At 55.5% G+C, this 17,582-nt stretch carries 22 protein-coding genes, 1 tRNA gene and 1 pseudogene; 17 read left to right on the top strand and 7 right to left on the bottom strand.

The genetic code is table 11. The features are described from left to right. Positions 1 to 23 precede the first annotated feature (23 nt). The 6 genes from rpsP to K9G39_RS04735 all read left to right on the top strand — a co-directional run bounded on the left by rpsP (position 24) and on the right by K9G39_RS04735 (position 4,132). The gene (rpsP, locus tag K9G39_RS04760) at positions 24 to 425 is read left to right on the top strand and encodes a 30S ribosomal protein S16 (RefSeq protein ID WP_292003791.1); all 402 of its coding nucleotides are present in this window, start codon (positions 24 to 26) and stop codon (positions 423 to 425) included. Between the two features lie 26 nt (positions 426 to 451). Further along, positions 452 to 958: a ribosome maturation factor RimM gene (rimM, locus tag K9G39_RS04755; protein ID WP_292003790.1), complete on the top strand. Its 507-nt coding sequence runs from the start codon at positions 452 to 454 to the stop codon at positions 956 to 958. A gap of 40 nt (positions 959 to 998) precedes the next feature. After that, positions 999 to 1,700, top strand: coding sequence for a tRNA (guanosine(37)-N1)-methyltransferase TrmD (gene trmD / locus K9G39_RS04750; RefSeq protein WP_292003868.1), 702 nt, complete (start codon positions 999 to 1,001; stop codon positions 1,698 to 1,700). Between the two features lie 31 nt (positions 1,701 to 1,731). Continuing rightward, positions 1,732 to 2,094 carry a 50S ribosomal protein L19 gene (gene rplS / locus K9G39_RS04745; protein WP_292003789.1) on the top strand — a complete coding sequence of 121 codons (363 nt, stop codon included), beginning with the start codon at positions 1,732 to 1,734 and terminating at the stop codon, positions 2,092 to 2,094. 343 nt (positions 2,095 to 2,437) lie between these two features. Beyond that, positions 2,438 to 3,280 (top strand): MBL fold metallo-hydrolase, encoded by an 843-nt coding sequence (locus K9G39_RS04740; protein ID WP_292003788.1) that lies wholly within the window; start codon positions 2,438 to 2,440, stop codon positions 3,278 to 3,280. Between the two features lie 15 nt (positions 3,281 to 3,295). Beyond that, the gene (locus K9G39_RS04735) at positions 3,296 to 4,132 is read left to right on the top strand and encodes a Fe-S cluster assembly protein HesB (RefSeq protein ID WP_292003787.1); all 837 of its coding nucleotides are present in this window, start codon (positions 3,296 to 3,298) and stop codon (positions 4,130 to 4,132) included. Here the strand turns inward: K9G39_RS04735 and K9G39_RS04730 are convergent, their stop codons facing one another. The 3 genes from K9G39_RS04730 to K9G39_RS04720 form a co-directional block, all read right to left on the bottom strand. Continuing rightward, positions 4,133 to 4,609 (bottom strand): hypothetical protein, encoded by a 477-nt coding sequence (locus K9G39_RS04730; protein ID WP_292003786.1) that lies wholly within the window; start codon positions 4,607 to 4,609, stop codon positions 4,133 to 4,135. A 68-nt stretch (positions 4,610 to 4,677) separates the two neighbouring features. Continuing rightward, positions 4,678 to 5,259: a GNAT family N-acetyltransferase gene (locus K9G39_RS04725; protein WP_292003785.1), complete on the bottom strand. Its 582-nt coding sequence runs from the start codon at positions 5,257 to 5,259 to the stop codon at positions 4,678 to 4,680. A gap of 96 nt (positions 5,260 to 5,355) precedes the next feature. After that, positions 5,356 to 7,188, bottom strand: coding sequence for a long-chain fatty acid--CoA ligase (locus K9G39_RS04720; protein WP_292003784.1), 1,833 nt, complete (start codon positions 7,186 to 7,188; stop codon positions 5,356 to 5,358). Between the two features lie 278 nt (positions 7,189 to 7,466). Between K9G39_RS04720 and K9G39_RS04715 the strand changes: the two genes are divergently transcribed. After that, on the top strand, positions 7,467 to 8,531 hold the full coding sequence (locus K9G39_RS04715; RefSeq protein ID WP_292003783.1) for a lysylphosphatidylglycerol synthase transmembrane domain-containing protein: 1,065 nt from the start codon (positions 7,467 to 7,469) through the stop codon (positions 8,529 to 8,531). Between the two features lie 9 nt (positions 8,532 to 8,540). Here K9G39_RS04715 and K9G39_RS04710 read toward each other — a convergent pair whose 3' ends face one another. Beyond that, positions 8,541 to 8,984: an RNA polymerase subunit sigma-24 gene (locus K9G39_RS04710; protein WP_292003782.1), complete on the bottom strand. Its 444-nt coding sequence runs from the start codon at positions 8,982 to 8,984 to the stop codon at positions 8,541 to 8,543. A gap of 237 nt (positions 8,985 to 9,221) precedes the next feature. Then, positions 9,222 to 9,398, bottom strand: coding sequence for a hypothetical protein (locus tag K9G39_RS04705; RefSeq protein WP_292003781.1), 177 nt, complete (start codon positions 9,396 to 9,398; stop codon positions 9,222 to 9,224). Between K9G39_RS04705 and K9G39_RS04700 the strand changes: the two genes are divergently transcribed. From K9G39_RS04700 to K9G39_RS04685, 4 genes are all read left to right on the top strand, one after another. Next, a complete protein-coding gene (locus K9G39_RS04700) occupies positions 9,397 to 10,353 on the top strand; it encodes a hypothetical protein (RefSeq protein WP_292003780.1) in 957 nt (318 codons plus the stop codon). The genes K9G39_RS04705 and K9G39_RS04700 overlap by 2 nt on opposite strands. A gap of 20 nt (positions 10,354 to 10,373) precedes the next feature. Beyond that, positions 10,374 to 11,102 (top strand): acylneuraminate cytidylyltransferase family protein, encoded by a 729-nt coding sequence (locus K9G39_RS04695; RefSeq protein WP_292003779.1) that lies wholly within the window; start codon positions 10,374 to 10,376, stop codon positions 11,100 to 11,102. 11 nt (positions 11,103 to 11,113) lie between these two features. Continuing rightward, positions 11,114 to 12,244 (top strand): iron-containing alcohol dehydrogenase, encoded by a 1,131-nt coding sequence (locus K9G39_RS04690; protein WP_292003778.1) that lies wholly within the window; start codon positions 11,114 to 11,116, stop codon positions 12,242 to 12,244. Positions 12,245 to 12,528: 284 nt separating this feature from the next. After that, positions 12,529 to 13,686 (top strand): DegT/DnrJ/EryC1/StrS family aminotransferase, encoded by a 1,158-nt coding sequence (locus tag K9G39_RS04685; RefSeq protein ID WP_292003777.1) that lies wholly within the window; start codon positions 12,529 to 12,531, stop codon positions 13,684 to 13,686. Positions 13,687 to 13,747: 61 nt separating this feature from the next. Here the strand turns inward: K9G39_RS04685 and K9G39_RS04680 are convergent. Further along, positions 13,748 to 13,818: transfer RNA gene (locus tag K9G39_RS04680), tRNA-Cys, on the bottom strand. Positions 13,819 to 13,940: 122 nt separating this feature from the next. Then, entirely contained in the window at positions 13,941 to 14,690 is a 750-nt protein-coding gene (locus tag K9G39_RS04675; protein WP_292003776.1) for an SOS response-associated peptidase, read from the bottom strand. 71 nt (positions 14,691 to 14,761) lie between these two features. Between K9G39_RS04675 and K9G39_RS04670 the strand changes: the two genes are divergently transcribed. The 6 genes and pseudogenes from K9G39_RS04670 to K9G39_RS04645 all read left to right on the top strand — a co-directional run. Beyond that, positions 14,762 to 15,193: an SRPBCC domain-containing protein gene (locus tag K9G39_RS04670; RefSeq protein ID WP_292003775.1), complete on the top strand. Its 432-nt coding sequence runs from the start codon at positions 14,762 to 14,764 to the stop codon at positions 15,191 to 15,193. Positions 15,194 to 15,490: 297 nt separating this feature from the next. Next, on the top strand, positions 15,491 to 15,760 hold the full coding sequence (locus K9G39_RS04665; RefSeq protein ID WP_292003774.1) for an AbrB/MazE/SpoVT family DNA-binding domain-containing protein: 270 nt from the start codon (positions 15,491 to 15,493) through the stop codon (positions 15,758 to 15,760). Beyond that, the gene (locus K9G39_RS04660; protein WP_292003773.1) at positions 15,747 to 16,148 is read left to right on the top strand and encodes a PIN domain-containing protein; all 402 of its coding nucleotides are present in this window, start codon (positions 15,747 to 15,749) and stop codon (positions 16,146 to 16,148) included. The genes K9G39_RS04665 and K9G39_RS04660 overlap by 14 nt, the downstream gene beginning before the upstream one ends. 116 nt (positions 16,149 to 16,264) lie before the next feature. Then, the gene (locus K9G39_RS04655) at positions 16,265 to 16,513 is read left to right on the top strand and encodes a type II toxin-antitoxin system Phd/YefM family antitoxin (RefSeq protein WP_292003772.1); all 249 of its coding nucleotides are present in this window, start codon (positions 16,265 to 16,267) and stop codon (positions 16,511 to 16,513) included. Then, complete coding sequence (locus K9G39_RS04650; RefSeq protein WP_292003771.1) at positions 16,510 to 16,935, top strand: type II toxin-antitoxin system VapC family toxin; 426 nt, start codon at positions 16,510 to 16,512, stop codon at positions 16,933 to 16,935. Before K9G39_RS04655 ends, K9G39_RS04650 begins: the two co-directional genes overlap by 4 nt. A 526-nt stretch (positions 16,936 to 17,461) precedes the next feature. Continuing rightward, a pseudogene (locus K9G39_RS04645) lies at positions 17,462 to 17,582 on the top strand (IS3 family transposase); the annotation flags it as partial.

The raw sequence follows: 17,582 nt of genomic DNA, 5'->3' as shown, positions 1-17,582 counted from the left end.
CCATCAACTAAACTATTGAAGCATTGGTAAAGATCAGACTTAAAAGAGCCGGAAGAAAGAAAATGCCGTTTTACCAGATCGTCGCTGCCGACTCGCGTGCACCGAGGGACGGCAAGTTTCTGGAAGTTGTAGGGCACTACCAGCCTACAGCGAAACCGCATGCCGTCACCATCAAGAAAGACCGTGTTTCCTACTGGATGCAGACCGGAGCGCAGCCGACCGATACCGTACGCAGCCTTATCCGTTCGACAGGTCTTCTCCACGAGCTGAGGCTCCGTAAACTTGGCCGCAGCGAAGAGGATATTACCGCCGAGATGGAAAAGTGGCAGCAGAACCAGGCCGAAAGACGCGTGAAGCGCATTGCCGTCAAAACCCGTCGTCGTCAGGCTAAAAAAGCCGCCGAAGCGAGCGGCAGCCAAGCCTGAGCCCTTCGGGGTCGGGTTTTCAGGGGATGGATCTCTACAGGACGGGCATCGTACTCAAGCCGAAAGGCTTGAAAGGCGAAGTGAAGGTTATGCCTGTCACCGATTATCCCGAGCGGTTTCTTTCGCGCAAGGCATACCATGTAGGCAAAACGGACGGCGAAACGGTGCTCCGCAACGTTGTCCGCGCCTCGCTCTCCAGGGGCTTCGCGTGGCTGTTTTTTGAAGGTATCGAAAGTCGTGAAGAGGCCGAGGCCATTTGCGGCATGAACCTCTATATCGGCGAGAAGGAACTGCAGGCAATGCCGGAAGGTCGTGCATATCTGCATGAGCTGACGGGACTGAAGGTGATCGACGGGAGCGGCACAGAGGCCGGAGTGGTCACCGATGTGCTCAGCATGCCTGCCCATGAGGTTTACGAGGTCACCATGAGCGGCGGCAGAATCGTGCTGCTCCCGGCCATCGAGGAGTTTATCGAAGAGATAGATACCCGAAGAGGCCTGATGGTTGTACCGAGGTTTGAAGAGTTTTTGTAACAGGTTGTTCCTAAACGGGAGCTGACGTCCCCTGGCCATGATGGACCCTTTACGGATTGATGTGATTTCCGTTATTCCCGGCTTTTTCGACTCGCCGCTTGCAAACGGCCTGCTCGCGATAGCAATGAAGAAGCAGTATGCGGAAATTCATGTGCACAATCTGCATGATTACGGTCTCGGGCGGTACAAGCAGGTTGACGATACCCCGTTCGGCGGGGGAGCCGGCATGGTGCTTCGTCCCGAACCGGTTTTTGCGTGTATCGAAAAACTGCTTGCCCACAGAGAGTATGATGCGGTTATCTTTCCCACTCCGGATGGAAAGCCGTTCGATCAGCCTCTGGCGAACCGGCTTTCGCGCACGAAAAACCTCATGCTGCTCTGTGGCCATTACAAGGCGGTGGACGAGAGGATCCGCCAGAAGCTGGTCACAATGGAGGTTTCGGTAGGTGATGTTGTGGTTTCGGGAGGCGAAATACCTGCGCTTCTGATCATGGATGCGGTTCTGAGGCTTATACCGGGCGTGATCGGTGACGGAGAGTCCGCACTGACCGACTCCTTTCAGACCGGAATGCTCGATTGCGTATACTATACGAGGCCTGCGGAGTTCAGAGGTATGAAGGTTCCGGATGTTCTCATGACGGGGCATCACCGCAACATCGAGAAATGGCGTCATGAAAACGCCCTGCAGAGGACGCTCGAAAGACGGCCGGACCTGCTTGAAAAAAAGGTTTTTGAAGAGTAAGAGAAAAAATAACGTAAATAGTTGTCGAAAAATGGATCAGTTAATTCAGTTAGTTGAAGCCACGCAGAGCAAAATCGATTTTCCGGAGATCAATCCCGGTGATACCGTAAGGATCCAGCTGAAGGTTATCGAAGGCGAAAAAGAGCGTCTGCAGGCTTTTGAAGGCGTCGTCATCAGCGATCGCGGTGCCGGCGGCTCAAAAACCATTACGGTTCGCAAGATTTCGCACGGCGTCGGTGTCGAGAGGATCATTCCGGTCAACTCCCCGAACGTCGAAAGCGTTACCGTGCTCAAGCACGGCAAGGCAAGAAGGGCAAAACTCTTCTATCTGCGCAAGCGTACCGGCAAGGCCGCACTCAAGGTCAAAGAGCGCAAGTCTGCGGTAAAGGCCTGAGAAAAACAGCAGGAGAGCCGGCAGATATTCCCTGTCTGCCGGCTCTTCACCTGTCCGGCTTTTTTTCATTTCATGGTTATCCTCCTTCAGGACAGCCTGAGGGTTCTTTTCTTCGTTTTCCCCCCTTTCGGGTTTCCATTCTTTTTTTCTGCCGCTCTTTTTTCCGCCCGGAAGCGGCGAGCCGCATAGATGCGAATCTGCGGGTTACGCCACGGCAGGAAAAATATCCGGCGGTTTTGTGAATATTGCCACCGGCGCCATACATTGCAGGAAAGCGATTCACGGCCCGCAATGCTGACTGGTGGTCATTTCAGGGCGCTCGACAAACAGGCACAACATACCTATGATGCAGATTGGCGACTATCGGCTCCATTCTCTCGACCTGCAGGATTTCGCGCTTGACGGCGGCTCCATGTTCGGCGTCGTGCCGAAGGTCATGTGGGAAAAACTCACCCCTTCCGACGAGCTCAACCGGGTCATGCTCAAGACCAGGGGGCTCCTGATTTCCGGAAACGGGCGTCATATCCTTGTCGATACGGGCATGGGCACGGCATGGAGCCAGAAGCTCCGCTCGATCTACCGCCTTTCGGACTTCAGGCTCGAAACGGAACTGGCCAATCACGGTCTCACGCCGGAGGATATAACCGACGTCATCTACACCCATCTGCACTTCGACCATCTGGGCGGTGCATTCAGGCCGGCGGGAGATGGCCTTGAACCGGTTTTTACCGGTGCGCGCCATTACGTTCAGAAAGAGAACTACATCTCGGCCAGACACCCCAACCTGAAGGAGAAGGTCAGCTACTCGGCGGCTTTCGTCGATGCGTTCAGCCGGCTTTCGGAGGTGGAGCTGCTCGATGGCCCTGCCGAACTCTTTGGGGGCATCGAGGTGCTGGTCAGCAACGGACACACCAGGGGGCAGCAGCTTGTACGCATAAGCGACGGCGTGCGGACTCTGGTGCATGGAGGCGATCTCGTGCCCTCTTCGGCGCATCTGCCGCTTCCGTGGGTTATGGGCTTCGACGTCGAGCCGCTCACGCAGATCGACGAGAAAACCGCACTGCTCATCCGGATGCACGAGCAGGGAGAGCTGCTCTTTTTCGCTCACGACCCCTTCAACGAGGCAGCACTGCTCAGGCGCGACGAAAAGGGAGCTATCGTCGCCGACCGCTTTTTCACCGTTTAAACGAAAGGCGCTCTCTTGAATACGGATCTCCTTCATCGCGATCGGATAGATATTTTCCGGCGGAAGATTTTCGATTTCTACGACGACAACCGCCGCAGTTTTCCCTGGCGGCAGACCTGCGACCGGTATGCCGTCATGGTAAGCGAAATCATGCTGCAGCAGACACAGGCCGAACGTGTGGCTCAAAAATACGGGCTCTGGATGGAGCGCTTTCCCGACATGGCAACGCTTGCCTCCTCTTCGCTCCGCGATGTGCTCGCGCTCTGGAGCGGTCTCGGCTACAACTCCCGCGGTCAGCGCCTGCAGAGCTGCGCTCGGGCCGTGATGGAGCGTTTCGGGGGCGAGGTCCCCGCCGATCCCGCCGAACTGAAAACCCTGCCCGGCATCGGCGACTACACCTGCCGTTCCATTCCGGTATTTGCCGACAACCTCGACCTCGCCGCCGTAGACACCAACATCCGGCGCATCATCATCCACGAATTCGCCCTGCCGGAAGACACCACGAAGCGACAGATGCAGGCCGCCGCCGAGCAGCTTCTGCCGCCGGGGCGCAGCCGCGACTGGCACAACGCGCTCATGGATTACGGGTCGCTATGCCTCACCAGCCGCACAACCGGTATCCGGCCGCAGACGAGGCAGTCGAAATTCCAGGGTTCGAAACGCTGGTATCGCGGCAGGCTGCTCAGGGAGCTTGTGGCTTCGGAGCAGCTGCTGCTCGAAGAGATCGGGGAGCGTTACGGCGATTGCCCCTGGGGATTCCGGGAGATCGTCGACGGCCTTGTCCGCGACGGGCTCGTCGATGAGGTTGAGAGCGCGAACGGGAAAGGGCGGGTGCTGAGGATCAGGGAGTGATCACGCTTTGCGTTTCAGGCAGCGCATCCCTTTTTTTTCGGCTTGCCAGTAGACGCATTCCGACGGTACGGAGGGGCATATTTCCTGATGTTTCCCTGAAACCCTCGATATGATGAGGGGACGGCCCGAACTTTTTTCCAGGCTTTTTCGGGCATCTTCGGCATCGGCATTTTTTGCCTTTCCGGCACGAACCATTGCAACGGCGAGATCGTCGAGAAACACCGATTCGCTGCAGACCGAATCGGGATGGAGAACCCTGCAGACCCTCTCGCCGATCGCTATGGCTTCTGCCCGCCGGATATACTCCATAGCCTGTCCGAGGGTAAGGATAAGGGGTTCGAATGCATCGATTTTGTGGAGGATATGGTGGAATTTTTCATCCCGTGGCACACTTCCGGCCACAGCATCGAAATACATGAGCGTTTTTCCTATCCCCGCAAGGATGGTACCCCCGGAGTACTCTTCGATAGTTGCCATTGTCGATCAGGTTTATCGTGTAATTGACCAGAGATACGCATGCTTAATGCAACACAGCCGGCAACCGCTCAGAGCCTGAGGATGAAGTTGGCTACGGTTTCCCGTTCCTCCCATCCGAGTTTCTGGTAGAACTCCCGCTTGTAGGAGTGGCGGGTCCGGCTGTTGCAGAGCATGAGGCGGGAACACCCCTTCCCGTTCGCCTCCTGCCGCACGGCATCGAGCAGCGCCTTTCCGATACCCTCTCCCCGGTAGCGTTCGTCCACGAAGATTTCCGATACATACCCTTCGGGAGCCGGCAGAAAGAGATAGGGGAGCCATTGTACGGTAACGTATCCCGCAACGAGCCCTTCGCCGGTTTCTGCAATGTAGGCCGAATGGCTCTCCGTTCCGGCGTAGTCGTTTTCAAGAGCGGTGCCGATGCGTTCGGCGTTTCGCTCCAGGGTGTCGTCGTTGAAATGCGGAAACCATCCGGTCTTTTCCAGAATCGAGGCAATTGCCGTGGCGTCGGCTGGTCCGGCTTTGCGTATTGCTATTTCAGGCTGCATGGGTTCGGGGATTCGTGCGATAAACTGAACGTAATAGCGTAAAATAGTACAGAAAGGTCGGAATTCCAGCGTGTCGTGCTCTCCGGTGTCCGACTGGATTTTCATGTGGTGGTTCAGTGCGGGGGGGAACCGCCACGGAGGTCTTCGGAGCGGCGGCGCAGCAGAAGGCTTATCGGTACAGAGGGGGATTGTCGCCGCAACTCATTCGGTGTTGTACACCATGTTCAGGGCGCTGTATACCTTGTCGATCTCCCGTGCGTATTTCTCCGTTATGGTCTTGCGTTTCAGCTTCATGGTCGGGGTCATGTCGCCCTTCTCGATGCTGAAGGCCTCTTCGATCAAAAGGAACTTGCGCACTTTTTCATGAGTCGCGAGCTGGCGGGAGATGGTGCGCATAAGCTTTTCGTAAATCTGCTGCACGGCTTTGTGTTCGATCAGCTCTCTGTTGTTTTTTGCCGAAATCGAGTTCTGCGCGGCATACTCGTTGAGCTTTGCAAAGTCGGGCACGATGACGGCGATAAGGAAGGGGCGTTTTTCGCCTATTACGATCACCTGATCGACAAAGGGGCTTTCGGTGATGAGGTTTTCTATCGGCTGCGGGGCGATGTTCTTGCCGCCGGAGGTGACGATGATGTGTTTTTTCCTGTCGGTTATTTTCAGGTAGCCGTTCCGGTCGATTTCGCCGATATCGCCGCTGTAGAACCAGCCGTCCCTGATGACTTCGGCTGTAGCGGCCTCATCCTGCCAGTATCCCTTCATGATGTTGGGACCCTTGATCAGTATCTCCCCGTCCTCGGCTATCTTTATCTGCACATTGGCCACTGCAGGCCCCACGGTGCCGAACTTGATCTTTTCAGGGCGGTTGACGTTGGTGACCGGTGATGTTTCCGTCAGCCCGAACCCTTCGAGAATGTTGATGCCCAGCGCCTGGAAGAACTCTCCGATTTTCTGGGGGAGGGCGGCGCCACCCGAAACGAAGTAACGCAGGCGCCCGCCGAACTTTTTGCGGATCTTGTGGTAGACGAGCTTGTCGGCCAGCCCGTGCTGTATCGATAGAGCCATCGAAACCCTGTCGTTTCTGTTCATCTCGCGGTGGTACTCCTCTCCGGTTTTGACGGCCCAGTGGAAGATTTTCTGTTTCAGGGCGCTTTCGTTGCCGATCTGCTTGAGCATGTTCGTTTTCATCCGGTCGAAGAGCCTCGGCACCGTAAAGATGATGGTCGGTTTCGCTTCGGAGATGTTGAGCGATATGGTTTCGATGCTTTCCGCCAGATAGATCGCCGAGCCGCAGGCAAAGAGCAGATAGTAACCGCCTGTCCGCTCGTAGGCGTGGGAGAGCGGCAGAAACGAGAGGCTGCAGTCGGTTTCGTCGAGCCGCATGACGGTTGAGCAGCTTTTCACGTTTTCGCAGAGGTTCCGGTGCGTGAGCATCACTCCTTTCGGCAGGCCGGTCGTGCCCGAGGTGTAGATGATGGTGGCCACATCCTCCGGTTCCACCCTGATGCCGTCGAGAGTCCAGGGTTTATCCTCAAGGATTTTTTTACCCGTCTCCTTGACGTGGTTCAGGTCGATAACGTCCTCTATCGGCTCCTCAAGACGGTTCAGTACGATGACCAGGTTCAGGTCGGGCAGGTTCTGCCAGATGGAGAGAATCTTGCCGAGCTGCAGCATGTTTGAAACTACAATGCCTTTTGCGCTGCAGTTTTTCAGGATGTATTCGATCTGGTTGGGAGGCAGGGAGGGGTAGAGCGGTACATCGATCGCTCCGATAGTGAGAATGGCCATGTCGGCAAGATACCACCCCGGTCGGTTTTCCGAGAGAATGGCAACCCTGTCGTGCTCGGCAATGCCGTTCTCCCTCAGATATGCCGCAAGATGGTGCATATCCTGTTCCAGGGATTCGTATGGAATCGGCTGATACTCTCCGTTGATCTTTCTTGCAATCGGAAATTTCTCTTTCTGGTGGCGGAAGTGGCTGAACACGGAAGAGAAAAGTTCAGGTAACGTATGAAAATCGGAGTTGATAAGTCCCATAGAGCGCCATTGTTATTCTTAAGGATACCTGAAGCAAGGGGCCTGAGCCAGTCCTTGTTTATTTCTTCTGACGGCAGTTTCGGCCTGCTCGCGATGCGACGAACCGGGACTTCGGTCGAAAGGAGATGTGCCCGAAATTGCCGGAAAGATAGAGTTGTCCGAAAGAACTAAACAGGAAGGTTCGAAACGATTGAACAAATAATTAACGATACAATATTATCTTTGCAAAGAGTGTCTGGTACTTTATGGTATCTTTTATGTCTCTTTTTACCCGTTTTATGCAGTTGAAGCAAAATAAAAGCAATAAAGTGCCGGGATATGCCGGTCTTCTGCTTGGTATTTCCCTTATTGTCTACCTTTTCAGCCAGATCGATCTGCAGGGGGCTTTCGAAAGAATCTTTTCGATAGGCTTTTCATCGGTGCTGATACTCGCTCCCTTTCTCGTGCTGCATGTGGTGGAGACCTTCGCGTGGATAAAGGTGTTTCCGCCCGGCGTAACGCAAATACCCTTTTTCCCTCTCCTGAGAATACAGCTCATTGCCGAAACCGTTTCGATGACGCTGCCTGCGGGAGTGGCGGTCGGCGAACCGCTCAGGCCGTATCTCTGCAAGCGCTTTATAGGTCTTCCCGTTCCCGAATCAGTGGCGAGTGTTGCGGTGCGCAAGCTCATGCTCGGTGCTGCGCAGGGTCTTTATACCCTGCTTGGCGCACTGGCTGGTTACGGTTTTCTGCAGACGGTTTCAGGCAGGGTGATCGGGTTTGACGGTCTTGGACTGTTGATGCTTGTCAGCGGTCTGGCAGTTTTTCTTTTATTCATGCTCTTTCTCCTGCTGCTCCTGAACGGAAGGGTAGCCGGACAGCTGCATCGGTTTCTGATGCTTGTGCCCTTCAGGCGGGTCAAGGAGTGGCTGCTCGAAAAGGAGTCCGGTTTTCTCGATACCGATCAGGCGCTGAACAGTTACCGGGGTTCGCCTTCCGGAGGGCGTCTGCTGGCGATGTTTTACTATGTTGTCGCATGGTTTATGCTTACGGCCGAGAGTTACATCATACTCTCCCTGCTTGGGGTCGAGATCTCCTTTTACCAGGTTTTCGCCATCGACATAGCGCTTGCCATGCTTCGCTCGCTGTTTTTCTTCATCCCTTCGGGACTCGGGGTGCAGGATCTCGGTTATCTGCTGTTTTTTCAGGCGATCGGCATACATGATTTTGCGGCCGACGGGGCGGCATTCGTGCTGCTGCGGCGTTTCAAGGAGGTGCTCTGGTATGCTTTCGGTTACGGGATCATGTTTCTTTCCGGGGTACATCTCGGCGATGCGGAGCGTCAGGAGGACCTTGAAACGTGAGGATGATGTTCAGCAACTCAAGGCCGGTTCAAGGCAGGTCAGTAAAACCATCAATCCGTCGATCATCGATTTTCTCCCCGAGGATAACCACAAGCGTACCGTATTGAGCGGTTTGCCCAGTACAATCGATATGGTCCGGTGTTTCAGGCCGCATACCTCCGAAAGCAGAACCGAGAGTTTTCTGTCCGTCTCCTGCTGGCGCAGCAGGATCAGCAGGTTTTCATCGGGATAACGGGACGTTTCCGGTTGGGATGTCGCACCATCCAGACCGAAACGCTCGTAATAAACGTCCCTGAATGTTTTGAATACCTCGATTTCAGGAGTGTCGGAGTCGACCTGCCGATAGGTTCCGAGGACAAGTTCATTGGTTTTTTTCAAAGAACCCGTCATCCAGTAACCCAGCGAGTACATTTCGTCCAGCAAATCCAGCGGTTCTCTTTTTTTTGCAGCCATAGTTTCGCTCCTTGGAAAAGTATGTTCAGAAATTGACGAAAAAGCGATCTGTCGAATTCAGGTACTGACCTGTGCATGCGGAAAAATCTGTTTGTCATGTAATGGTGTAACAGTCGAACGGCTGGGGGAGGGAGTGTGCTTCAGTGCGATGGTCATTCTTTTTCAAAAATGATTCTTTGTTAAATAAAGTTCCTGATAGATCAAAAAAATGTGGATTTTGTGATGGTTTGGTTCATTTCACAGCCTCATGTTCCGGTCGGCGAATCCGACGGTCATCCGGAGGATTTTCAGGAATCTTGTCGAACGCGACCGGTATGGCTGCGATGTTAACGGCTTTTTTATATTTTTGTTCGAAGTATTTTTATCCTGTGCAACGAGATAGCCGAAGGTGCCTCCCTCAGAGGGCATGCTCATGAAGAAGAAGATTCTGTTTATCTGCGGTTCGATGAACCAGACCACCCAGATGCACCAGATTTCGGAGTGCCTGGGCGATTACGACCGTTACTTTTCCCCGTTTTTCAGTGACGGCCTGCTTGGAGTGGCAAGCGGCATGGGCCTTCTGGAATTCACGATTCTCGGTAAGAAACGCTCAGGCAGGGCGCTTCAGTATCTTCTCGATCATGACCTGCAGCTCGATACACGCAGAACGGGTCGTGATTACGATCTTGTGGTTACCTGCACCGACCTGATCGTACCGAAGGAGATCCGGAGAAAGAAAATCGTTTTGGTTCAGGAGGGGATGACCGAACCGGAAACAGTGCTCTACCATCTTGCCCGAAACTTTCGCTGGGTGCCTCGCTGGGTTGCCGGCACTGCTACTACCGGGCTAAGCGATCTGTACGAAAAGTTCTGCGTGGCAAGCGAGGGATATCGAGATCTGTTTATCCGCAAGGGGGTCAACCCCGACAAGATAGTGGTAACCAGCATTCCGAATTTCGACAACTGCGAACAGTACCTCCACAACGACTTCGAATACCGCGATTTCGTGCTGGTATGCACCTCCGACAACCGGGAGACTTTCATTTACGAGAATCGCAGGAAAAATATCGAAAAGTATCTCGAAATGGCGGATGGGCATCAGTTGATTTTCAAACTCCATCCCAATGAGAATGCCCCGAGGGCGGTGCGGGAAATCAGGAACTGGGCACCTGAAAGCATGGTGTTTGCCGAAGGGAAGACCGAGGAGATGATCGCCAATTCACGCATGCTGATAGCGCAGTTTTCCTCGACCATTTTTGTAGGTTCCGCCCTGAACAAAACCGTGCACTGCGGGCTTTCTCCCGAGGAGCTCAGGGCGCTCACACCGGTTCAGAACAAGTCGGCTGCGCGGCGCATCGCCGACGTCTGCAGGACGGTCATAGACGGATAAACGGAGTTGCCAACGGTATCATGAAGGAGAAGGGAGTGCACAATATCGCCATCATTCCCGCAAGGGGAGGTTCCAAAGGGCTCAAGGGAAAAAACATCTATCCGGTTGCGGGTCGTCCGCTTCTGGCCTGGAGTATCATGCAGGCGCGCCAGTCGCGGCGGGTCGATCGGGTGTTCGTTTCGACCGACGATCCCGAAATCGCGGAGGTAGCCGGGCGTTACGGCGCCGGGGTTATCCGGCGCCCGGCGGAGCTCTCCGGCGACAGGGCTTCGTCGGAATCGGCCCTGCTGCACGCCGTCGAAGTGCTTGAACGGGAGCATGCCGTTCAAGTCGGTCTGGTGGTGTTTCTCCAGGCCACCTCGCCCCTGCGCAAGCCGGGGGATATCGACCGGGCTATAGAACGCTTCGAATCCGAAGGGGCGGATTCGCTGATTTCCGTTACCCGGCTCGACGATCTAACCCTGTGGGAGCGCCGTGTGCAAGGCTGGGAGAGCGTGAATTTCGATTTCCGCAACAGGGGCATGCGCCAGGAAAGGGTGCCGCAGTATATCGAGAACGGTTCCATCTATCTGGTCACTCCCGAGGTGCTCAGAATGTGCGGAAACCGCATCGGAAACCGGCTTTCCGTCTATGAAATGGAGTTCTGGCAGACATGGGAGATTGACAGTCTGGAGGAAATCGATTTAATTGAGTTTTATATGTTCAAGAAAAACCTGGCAGACCAGGAATCAGGACCTCGGAACCCATAGCATCAATACCTATGCAATTTTTTCTATCCACCGATCTGGTGATCGGAGTCAGTGAAGCCCTCAACCTGCAGGAGTATGTCCGGCAGACCGGCATGAAAAAACCGGGCATCATCTACGATGCCAATCTTGCTTCCAGCCTCTATTTTCAGGATGTGCTCAAAGGGCTTACCGGCCGCTTCGGTGCTCATGTGCTCTACTGCAACGAGTTCAGAGGGGAGCCGACCTACGCCCATCTGGAGGATGTGGCCGGGTTTTTCCGCAGCAATGCGCCCGACGGCATTGTGGCCATCGGCGGGGGAAGCTCGCTCGATCTCGGCAAGGGCGTCGCCCTGCTCCTGACGAACCATGTGCCCGCGCTCTCCCTGAAAGGGTTCCCGCAGGATGTCTCGGATCCCGTACCGCTCGTGACGGTGCCCTCGCTGCTCGGCAGCGGAGCGGAGGTCAGTTTCAATGCGGTGTTCATCGATGAGGCCGAAGGGCGCAAGCTCGGCATCAACAGCCGCCGCAACTTCCCCCGTAAAACCGTGGTCGATCCCCGCCTCTCCATGACAGCCCCGATGGAAAGCGTGATCGCCACGGCCATGGACAGCCTGGTGCACTGCATCGACAGCTTCGGTTCGCTGAAGCACACCCCGCTGAGCCGGATTTTTTCCATCGAGGGGTTCCAGCGCACCTTCTACGCGCTCCGGCAGGGGCAGCTCGACCGGGCGGAATCGCGGCTCGATCTGGCCATCGGCAGCATCTGTGGCACGGCGGCGCTCATGAACTCGGGCGACGGCCCGACCAACGGGTTTGCCTACTATCTCGGCGTGAAGCACAAGGTGCCGCACGGTCTGGCCGGCGCGATCTTCCTCAAGGAGGTCATGCGCTACAACTTCGACCGGGGCTACGAAAAATACGCGCTTCTCAACCCCATGCGCTCCTCTCCGTCGGCCAGGGAGGTCACCCATGAGCTGCTGGCTGAAATGGACGATCTCTACCGGCAGCTGCAGATACCAACCCTTGCGCCTTACGGCTACGGCAAGGGCAACGCCCCCGAATTCGCAAGGAACGCCTCGGCGGCCCTGAAAGGATCGTTTGCCGGCAACCCGGTGGAGTTCAACGAGGATTCCGCAAGGCATGTGATCTACAATCTGACCTGACGGCAATCGGGACTGTGACAATAATCCGGCGGTCTGGGGCGCGAGTATCAAGCCCAGACATATCAGGGCGCGAGTGCCAAGCCCCGAAACATCGGGGCGCGAGTGCCAAGCCCCGAAACATCGGGGCGCGAGTATCAAGCTCCGACATATCGGGCGCGAGTGCCAAGCCCCGAAACATCGGGGCGCGAGTATCAAGCTCCGACATATCGGGCGCGAGTGTAAAAAACTTGACCGTGTAACAGATACAGAGAGATACCCTCACGTAACGTACCAAAACAAAAAAAATGGCAGGAGCAGAACTCATAGGCCGCGAGGAGCTGGCCGAAATACAGGATCTTTTCAGCGGAGAAAAGGTCAATCTCTACCGCTACGGCGGAGGCAACTACAAGGCAAGGGAGTTCGAGGAGCGGTTCGCCCGGTACATGGGCGTGAAGTACGCCCATGCGGTCTCCTCCGGCACGGCGGCCATCCACTGCGCGCTTGCCGGTGCGGGCATCGGGCCCGGCGACGAGGTGATCACCACAGCATGGACCTTCATCGCCCCGGTCGAGGCCATCAGCGCGCTCGGCGCGGTGCCGGTTCCGGTCGAGCTCGACGAGACCTACCACCTCGATCCGGCAGAGGTGGAAAAAGCAATCACACCCGCAACGAAAGCTGTGGTGGCCATCCCCATGTGGGCCCCGCCGAAAATGGACGAGCTTGCGGCCATCTGCGAGCGGCGCAATATCATGCTCATCGAGGATGCGGCGCAGGCGCTGGGAGCCTCCTACAAGGGACGCAAGCTCGGCACTATCGGACGGGTAGGCTCCTTCTCGTTCGATGCGGGCAAGACCATGCACACCGGCGAGGGCGGTATCATCGTCACCAACGACAGGGAGGTGTACGATCGTGCGGCCGAGTTCTCCGACCATGGCCACATGCACCTGGAGGGTCTGCCGCGCGGCAAGGACCCGCGCAGGGCCAAGGGGCTCAACCTGCGCCTCAGCGAGGTGACGGCGGCCATCGGCCTGGCGCAGCTCGGCAAGATCGACCTGATTCTTTCGCGCACGAAGGAGAACAAGAGAAAAATCAAGGAGGCCATACGCCATCTCGGTAACATCACCCTTCGGCCCTTTTCGGACGAGGAGGGCTCGCAGGGCGACACGCTGATCTTCCGCGTGCGCAATCGCGAGGCGGCCCTGCAGTTCGAAGCGCATCTCATGGAACGCGGCTTCGGCACCAAAATCCTGCCCGAAGCGCTCGACTGGCACTTCGCCGGCGTCTGGAGCCACCTGCTTCCCGAGTTCGAGCGCTATCGTGACGTCGATCTCGAAACGCTCTGGCCGAAAACCGGCGCCATGCTGCGCAGCAGCATCTGCCTGAACATTCCCGTGCTCATGGACCAGGCCACCATCGAAAAGCTCGTGGACGCCATCATCACCGGATCGGAGAGGATAGGATAAGGGGTGCCGCGTCTCTGTAAGCAAAAAAAAAGCAGCCGCAATGTGCAGCTGCTTTTTTTTGAGGCGAAGAGCGGATTCGAACCGCTGTACAAGGTTTTGCAGACCTCTGCCTAACCACTCGGCCACTTCGCCATACCGTTCAGGGGAAGTAAATGTAAAAAAATGCAACGGTTATTCAAAAAGGAAGCATAACTATTTTCTTTATGAGGATTTCTGGATACCATCCAACGCAGGTATCATGGCTCGCAAAAGATTTATTCATCAGCCAAAGGTTCGATGCAATCCTTCCGTATATACTGCGGGTTATTGATTTTGCGCGAGACGCGGTGTAGTTCCAGAATCCCTTCGGCTGCCGGTTTCAGCAGTTCGACTGATGCGTCTTTTTCCGGTTCCAGCCACGGCTTCCATGTTTCCGGTTCGAGGATCACCGGCATGCGGTCGTGTATGGCGCGCATCTGAGGGTTCGCAGCGGTGGTGATGATGGTGCATGAGGTGAGCGGCGGTTTTTCGGGATCCGGCGGCTGCCAGATATCCCAGAGTCCGGCCAGCGCCATCGGTCGGCCGTCCGAGCGGTGGATGAACCATGGATGCTTGGCACTCGCGTTTCGCTGTTCGCGCCACTTGTCACTCGCGTTCCGCTCAGCGCTGCACTTGTCACTTCCGTTCCGCTCGGCGCTCCACTCGTAAAATCCGCTTGCCGGGATGAGGCAGTGGCGGCGGTTGAGCATGTGTCGGAAGTAGGGTTTCATGCCGAGGCTTTCGGCGCGGGCGTTGATGGGGCGCACCTTCGGCATGCTATCGGCCCAGTGGGGAATCAATCCCCAGTGCGCGTTCGAGAGCAGATTCGTGCCTTCGTCGCCGAGCAGCACGGTTATGGTGCTCTCCGGCGCGATGTTGTAGCCCGGCATGAAGTGGTAGTGCTCATTCCTTTCGTAGGGAAAGCCGGTTTCCCGCAGCTCGTCGAGGAAGCGCAGGAGTTCGAAAAACGCGAATCGTCCGCACATGGGAGGAAAAATTTGTATTAATTTCCCTAACAACGAAACAACCTGAAAAGCTTCCGAAAACGATTCCTCCAATGGCGGATATCCGTACTGAAATAACCATCCCCGTTCCGCCCGACGACGTATGGCGCGTGCTTCTCGACATGGAGGCCTATTCCGGCTGGAACCCGCTCGTCACGGCCGTCAGGGGAGCGCCGGAGCCGGGCGGAACGATCCGCATCCGCTTGAAAGTCGGAACGCTTCCCCCGCTCTGGGTGCCGGTGATCGTGGAGACGTTCCGGCCCGGAGAAAGGCTCTGCTGGAGCTTCACCCTGCCCTTCCGCATATTGCGGGCCGAGCACTGCTTTTCGCTATCCGAAGAGCCGGACGGAAGCACCCGTTTCCTTAACACCGAGCAGTTTACGGGGCTGCTGGGCGGTGTCGCGGGAACGCTCATGAACCGGTTTTTTCTCGATGATTATAGGGGCATGGATCGCTCGCTTGCCGCAAGGGTTGCTGCTGGTTGATGCGTTTGTTGATACCCGGTGAACGTTGTAATTCCGATCTACCGATATATCGCCCTTACAGGGCATAGAGGAAATGGGGGAGATACCTTTTCTACCGATATGCCGTCCCTCCGGGACTTCGAAATTGGCACTCCGCAAACCCCGCAGGGGTGCAATATCGGTAGAAAACCGATGCATACCCCCCAATCCGGCTCCGCAGGCGCGGCACAGGTTTCTGATGGCCGGGGAACCTGTTGCGGTTTTTTTGTATTATTCCTTACTGACAGGTCAGAAAAAAATATCAGGTAAGGAAAAACAATGCCTATTGCAACCATGACCGGAAAGGGACAGGTGACGATCCCCAAGAAAGTGAGGGATGCTTTCGACCTGCATACCGGAGACAGGATCGAGTTTGTGCTCGAAAAAGAGGGAGTCATCATCCTCAGGCCCATCAAGAAAAGTGTGGACGATGTTTTCGGCTGGCTGTTCAATCCTGCACAAAAGCCGTTATCGGTCGAAGAGATGAACGAGGCTATCGGGAAAAAAGTTACAAGCCATTCAGGCGGACAAATCGATGAAAGCGCTTGACACCAATATCCTGGTTCGTTTTCTTGTAAAAGACGACAAAACCCAGGCAGAGAGGGTCTATCGCCTGTTCAGGGAGGCCGAAGAAAACGGGGAGGCTTTTCTTGTGCCCGCTCCCGTTGTTCTCGAGCTGCTCTGGGTGCTCGAATCGGCATATGCAGTTTCCCGCAATGATCTGCTCGATGCCCTGGAACAACTCCTGTTATTGCCCGTTATCGAGTTCGATCGCCAACCGGCAGTCCGGGCTTTTGTTTCCGATGCACGCAAAAGCCGGTGCGACCTTGCAGATCTGTTCATTGCGCACTACGCCACCCAGACCTGCAGCAGCGATACGCTGCTCACTTTCGATAAAAAAGCCGCCCGCTCGCCGCTCTTCACGCTGCTTGCCTGACGGGCAGGTCAGAATATCCTCTTTTTGTTTGCAGAGAAAATCCGGAGTTTCAGGATGGATCCGGAAATTGTATATTTCTGGCTATAATGGACAGAATTCGAGAAGGAGCGTACAATATGGAAAACTGGCAGATACAGAAAGCGAAAAACCATTTCAGCGATCTTGTCCGCAAAGCGCAGGAGGCAGGGCCGCAAGCCATCACCAGACACGGAAAAGCCGAGGCCGTGCTGCTTTCGATGAAGGATTACCGTAATCTGATGAAAAAGCAGGAGACGCTCACGGAGTTCTTTCGTCGTTCTCCGTTGCAAGGGGTAACGCTCGATCTTGAAAGAAGAAAGGATGCCGGTCGGGAGGTCGAGCTGTGAGTTTTCTCCTCGATACCTGCGTTATCTCCGAACTGGTGCGTCCGGTTCCGGATAAGGGGATGATTCAGTGGATCGAGTCCCGAAACGAGTTCGATCTTTACCTGAGTGTCCTGACACTTGGTGAAATACAGAAGGGCATCTCCCGGCTCTCTGCCGGCAAAAAAAAGTCACAGTTGACACTATGGCTCAAAGATGAACTCGAAGTCCGATTTGCGGAAAGAGTACTTCCTGTTACCGATGCTATTGCGCTGATGTGGGGGGACATGCTTGGTACCTCCGAAAAAAACGGCCAGCCTCTTTCGGTTATCGATGCGCTTATCGCCGCAACGGCCACAGTGCATAACCTTGTTCTTGTGACAAGGAATATCACCGACTTCAGCGGTTGCTCCGTCGATATCGTCGATCCATGGAGCATTCCCTGAATCACGGAAACCTTCTGAACCTCCCGCATAAACCCCGGCGAACGTTGTAATTCCCGTTTCTACCGATATGCCGTCCCTCCGGGACTTCGAAATTGGCACTCCGCAAACCCCGTAGGGGTGCAATGTCGGTTGCAAACCGACGCCCATCACCACCCCATCCGGTTCCGGAGGAGCCGTATACGACCGCATAAAATCCGACCAACATTGTAATTTCGATCTACCTATATGTCGCCCCGACATGTCGGGGCTTAGAGCAAATGGGGGAGATACCCGTTTCTACCAACATGCCGTCCCTCCGGGACTGCGAAATTGGTGCTCCGCCAACCCCGTAGGGGTGCAATGTCGGTAGAAAGCCGACGCCCGCCCGTCGCTTTTCCTTTTTCTGTTTGTTGTGCACAAAGAACTTTAATAATCAAAGTATTTGCAGGCATGGGGGGAGGGCAGAACGCCACGGTTTGTATATAGCGGACCCCAGTTTTTAGACAGCGGTTTAAGTTGGTAACTTGCACAAAAGAGGAGCAAGTAAATGAGCCAAAGGAAACGCAAGAGTTTCAGTAGCGACTTCAAGGCCAAGGTGGCACTTGAGGCCATTCACGGAGTGAAAACCCTGAACGAAATCGCCCAGGAATTCGGTGTCCACCCCGTCC

The organism is Chlorobium sp., assembly GCF_021740465.1.
GTDB lineage: Bacteria > Bacteroidota > Chlorobiia > Chlorobiales > Chlorobiaceae > Chlorobium.
This window is presented reverse-complemented; position numbering and strand designations above follow the sequence as displayed.

Bases quoted from the DNA above. Each gene is read 5' to 3' on its own strand.
- rimM (WP_292003790.1), top strand. From the start codon at position 452: ATGGATCTCTACAGGACGGGCATCGTACTCAAGCCGAAAGGCTTGAAA.
- trmD (WP_292003868.1), top strand. From the start codon at position 999: ATGGACCCTTTACGGATTGATGTGATTTCCGTTATTCCCGGCTTTTTC.
- rplS (WP_292003789.1), top strand. From the start codon at position 1,732: ATGGATCAGTTAATTCAGTTAGTTGAAGCCACGCAGAGCAAAATCGAT.
- K9G39_RS04740 (WP_292003788.1), top strand. From the start codon at position 2,438: ATGATGCAGATTGGCGACTATCGGCTCCATTCTCTCGACCTGCAGGAT.
- K9G39_RS04730 (WP_292003786.1), bottom strand. From the start codon at position 4,609: ATGGCAACTATCGAAGAGTACTCCGGGGGTACCATCCTTGCGGGGATA.
- K9G39_RS04725 (WP_292003785.1), bottom strand. From the start codon at position 5,259: ATGAAAATCCAGTCGGACACCGGAGAGCACGACACGCTGGAATTCCGA.
- K9G39_RS04720 (WP_292003784.1), bottom strand. From the start codon at position 7,188: ATGGGACTTATCAACTCCGATTTTCATACGTTACCTGAACTTTTCTCT.
- K9G39_RS04715 (WP_292003783.1), top strand. From the start codon at position 7,467: ATGCAGTTGAAGCAAAATAAAAGCAATAAAGTGCCGGGATATGCCGGT.
- K9G39_RS04710 (WP_292003782.1), bottom strand. From the start codon at position 8,984: ATGGCTGCAAAAAAAAGAGAACCGCTGGATTTGCTGGACGAAATGTAC.
- K9G39_RS04700 (WP_292003780.1), top strand. From the start codon at position 9,397: ATGAAGAAGAAGATTCTGTTTATCTGCGGTTCGATGAACCAGACCACC.
- K9G39_RS04705 (WP_292003781.1), bottom strand. From the start codon at position 9,398: ATGAGCATGCCCTCTGAGGGAGGCACCTTCGGCTATCTCGTTGCACAG.
- K9G39_RS04695 (WP_292003779.1), top strand. From the start codon at position 10,374: ATGAAGGAGAAGGGAGTGCACAATATCGCCATCATTCCCGCAAGGGGA.
- K9G39_RS04690 (WP_292003778.1), top strand. From the start codon at position 11,114: ATGCAATTTTTTCTATCCACCGATCTGGTGATCGGAGTCAGTGAAGCC.
- K9G39_RS04685 (WP_292003777.1), top strand. From the start codon at position 12,529: ATGGCAGGAGCAGAACTCATAGGCCGCGAGGAGCTGGCCGAAATACAG.
- K9G39_RS04675 (WP_292003776.1), bottom strand. From the start codon at position 14,690: ATGTGCGGACGATTCGCGTTTTTCGAACTCCTGCGCTTCCTCGACGAG.
- K9G39_RS04670 (WP_292003775.1), top strand. From the start codon at position 14,762: ATGGCGGATATCCGTACTGAAATAACCATCCCCGTTCCGCCCGACGAC.
- K9G39_RS04665 (WP_292003774.1), top strand. From the start codon at position 15,491: ATGCCTATTGCAACCATGACCGGAAAGGGACAGGTGACGATCCCCAAG.
- K9G39_RS04660 (WP_292003773.1), top strand. From the start codon at position 15,747: ATGAAAGCGCTTGACACCAATATCCTGGTTCGTTTTCTTGTAAAAGAC.
- K9G39_RS04655 (WP_292003772.1), top strand. From the start codon at position 16,265: ATGGAAAACTGGCAGATACAGAAAGCGAAAAACCATTTCAGCGATCTT.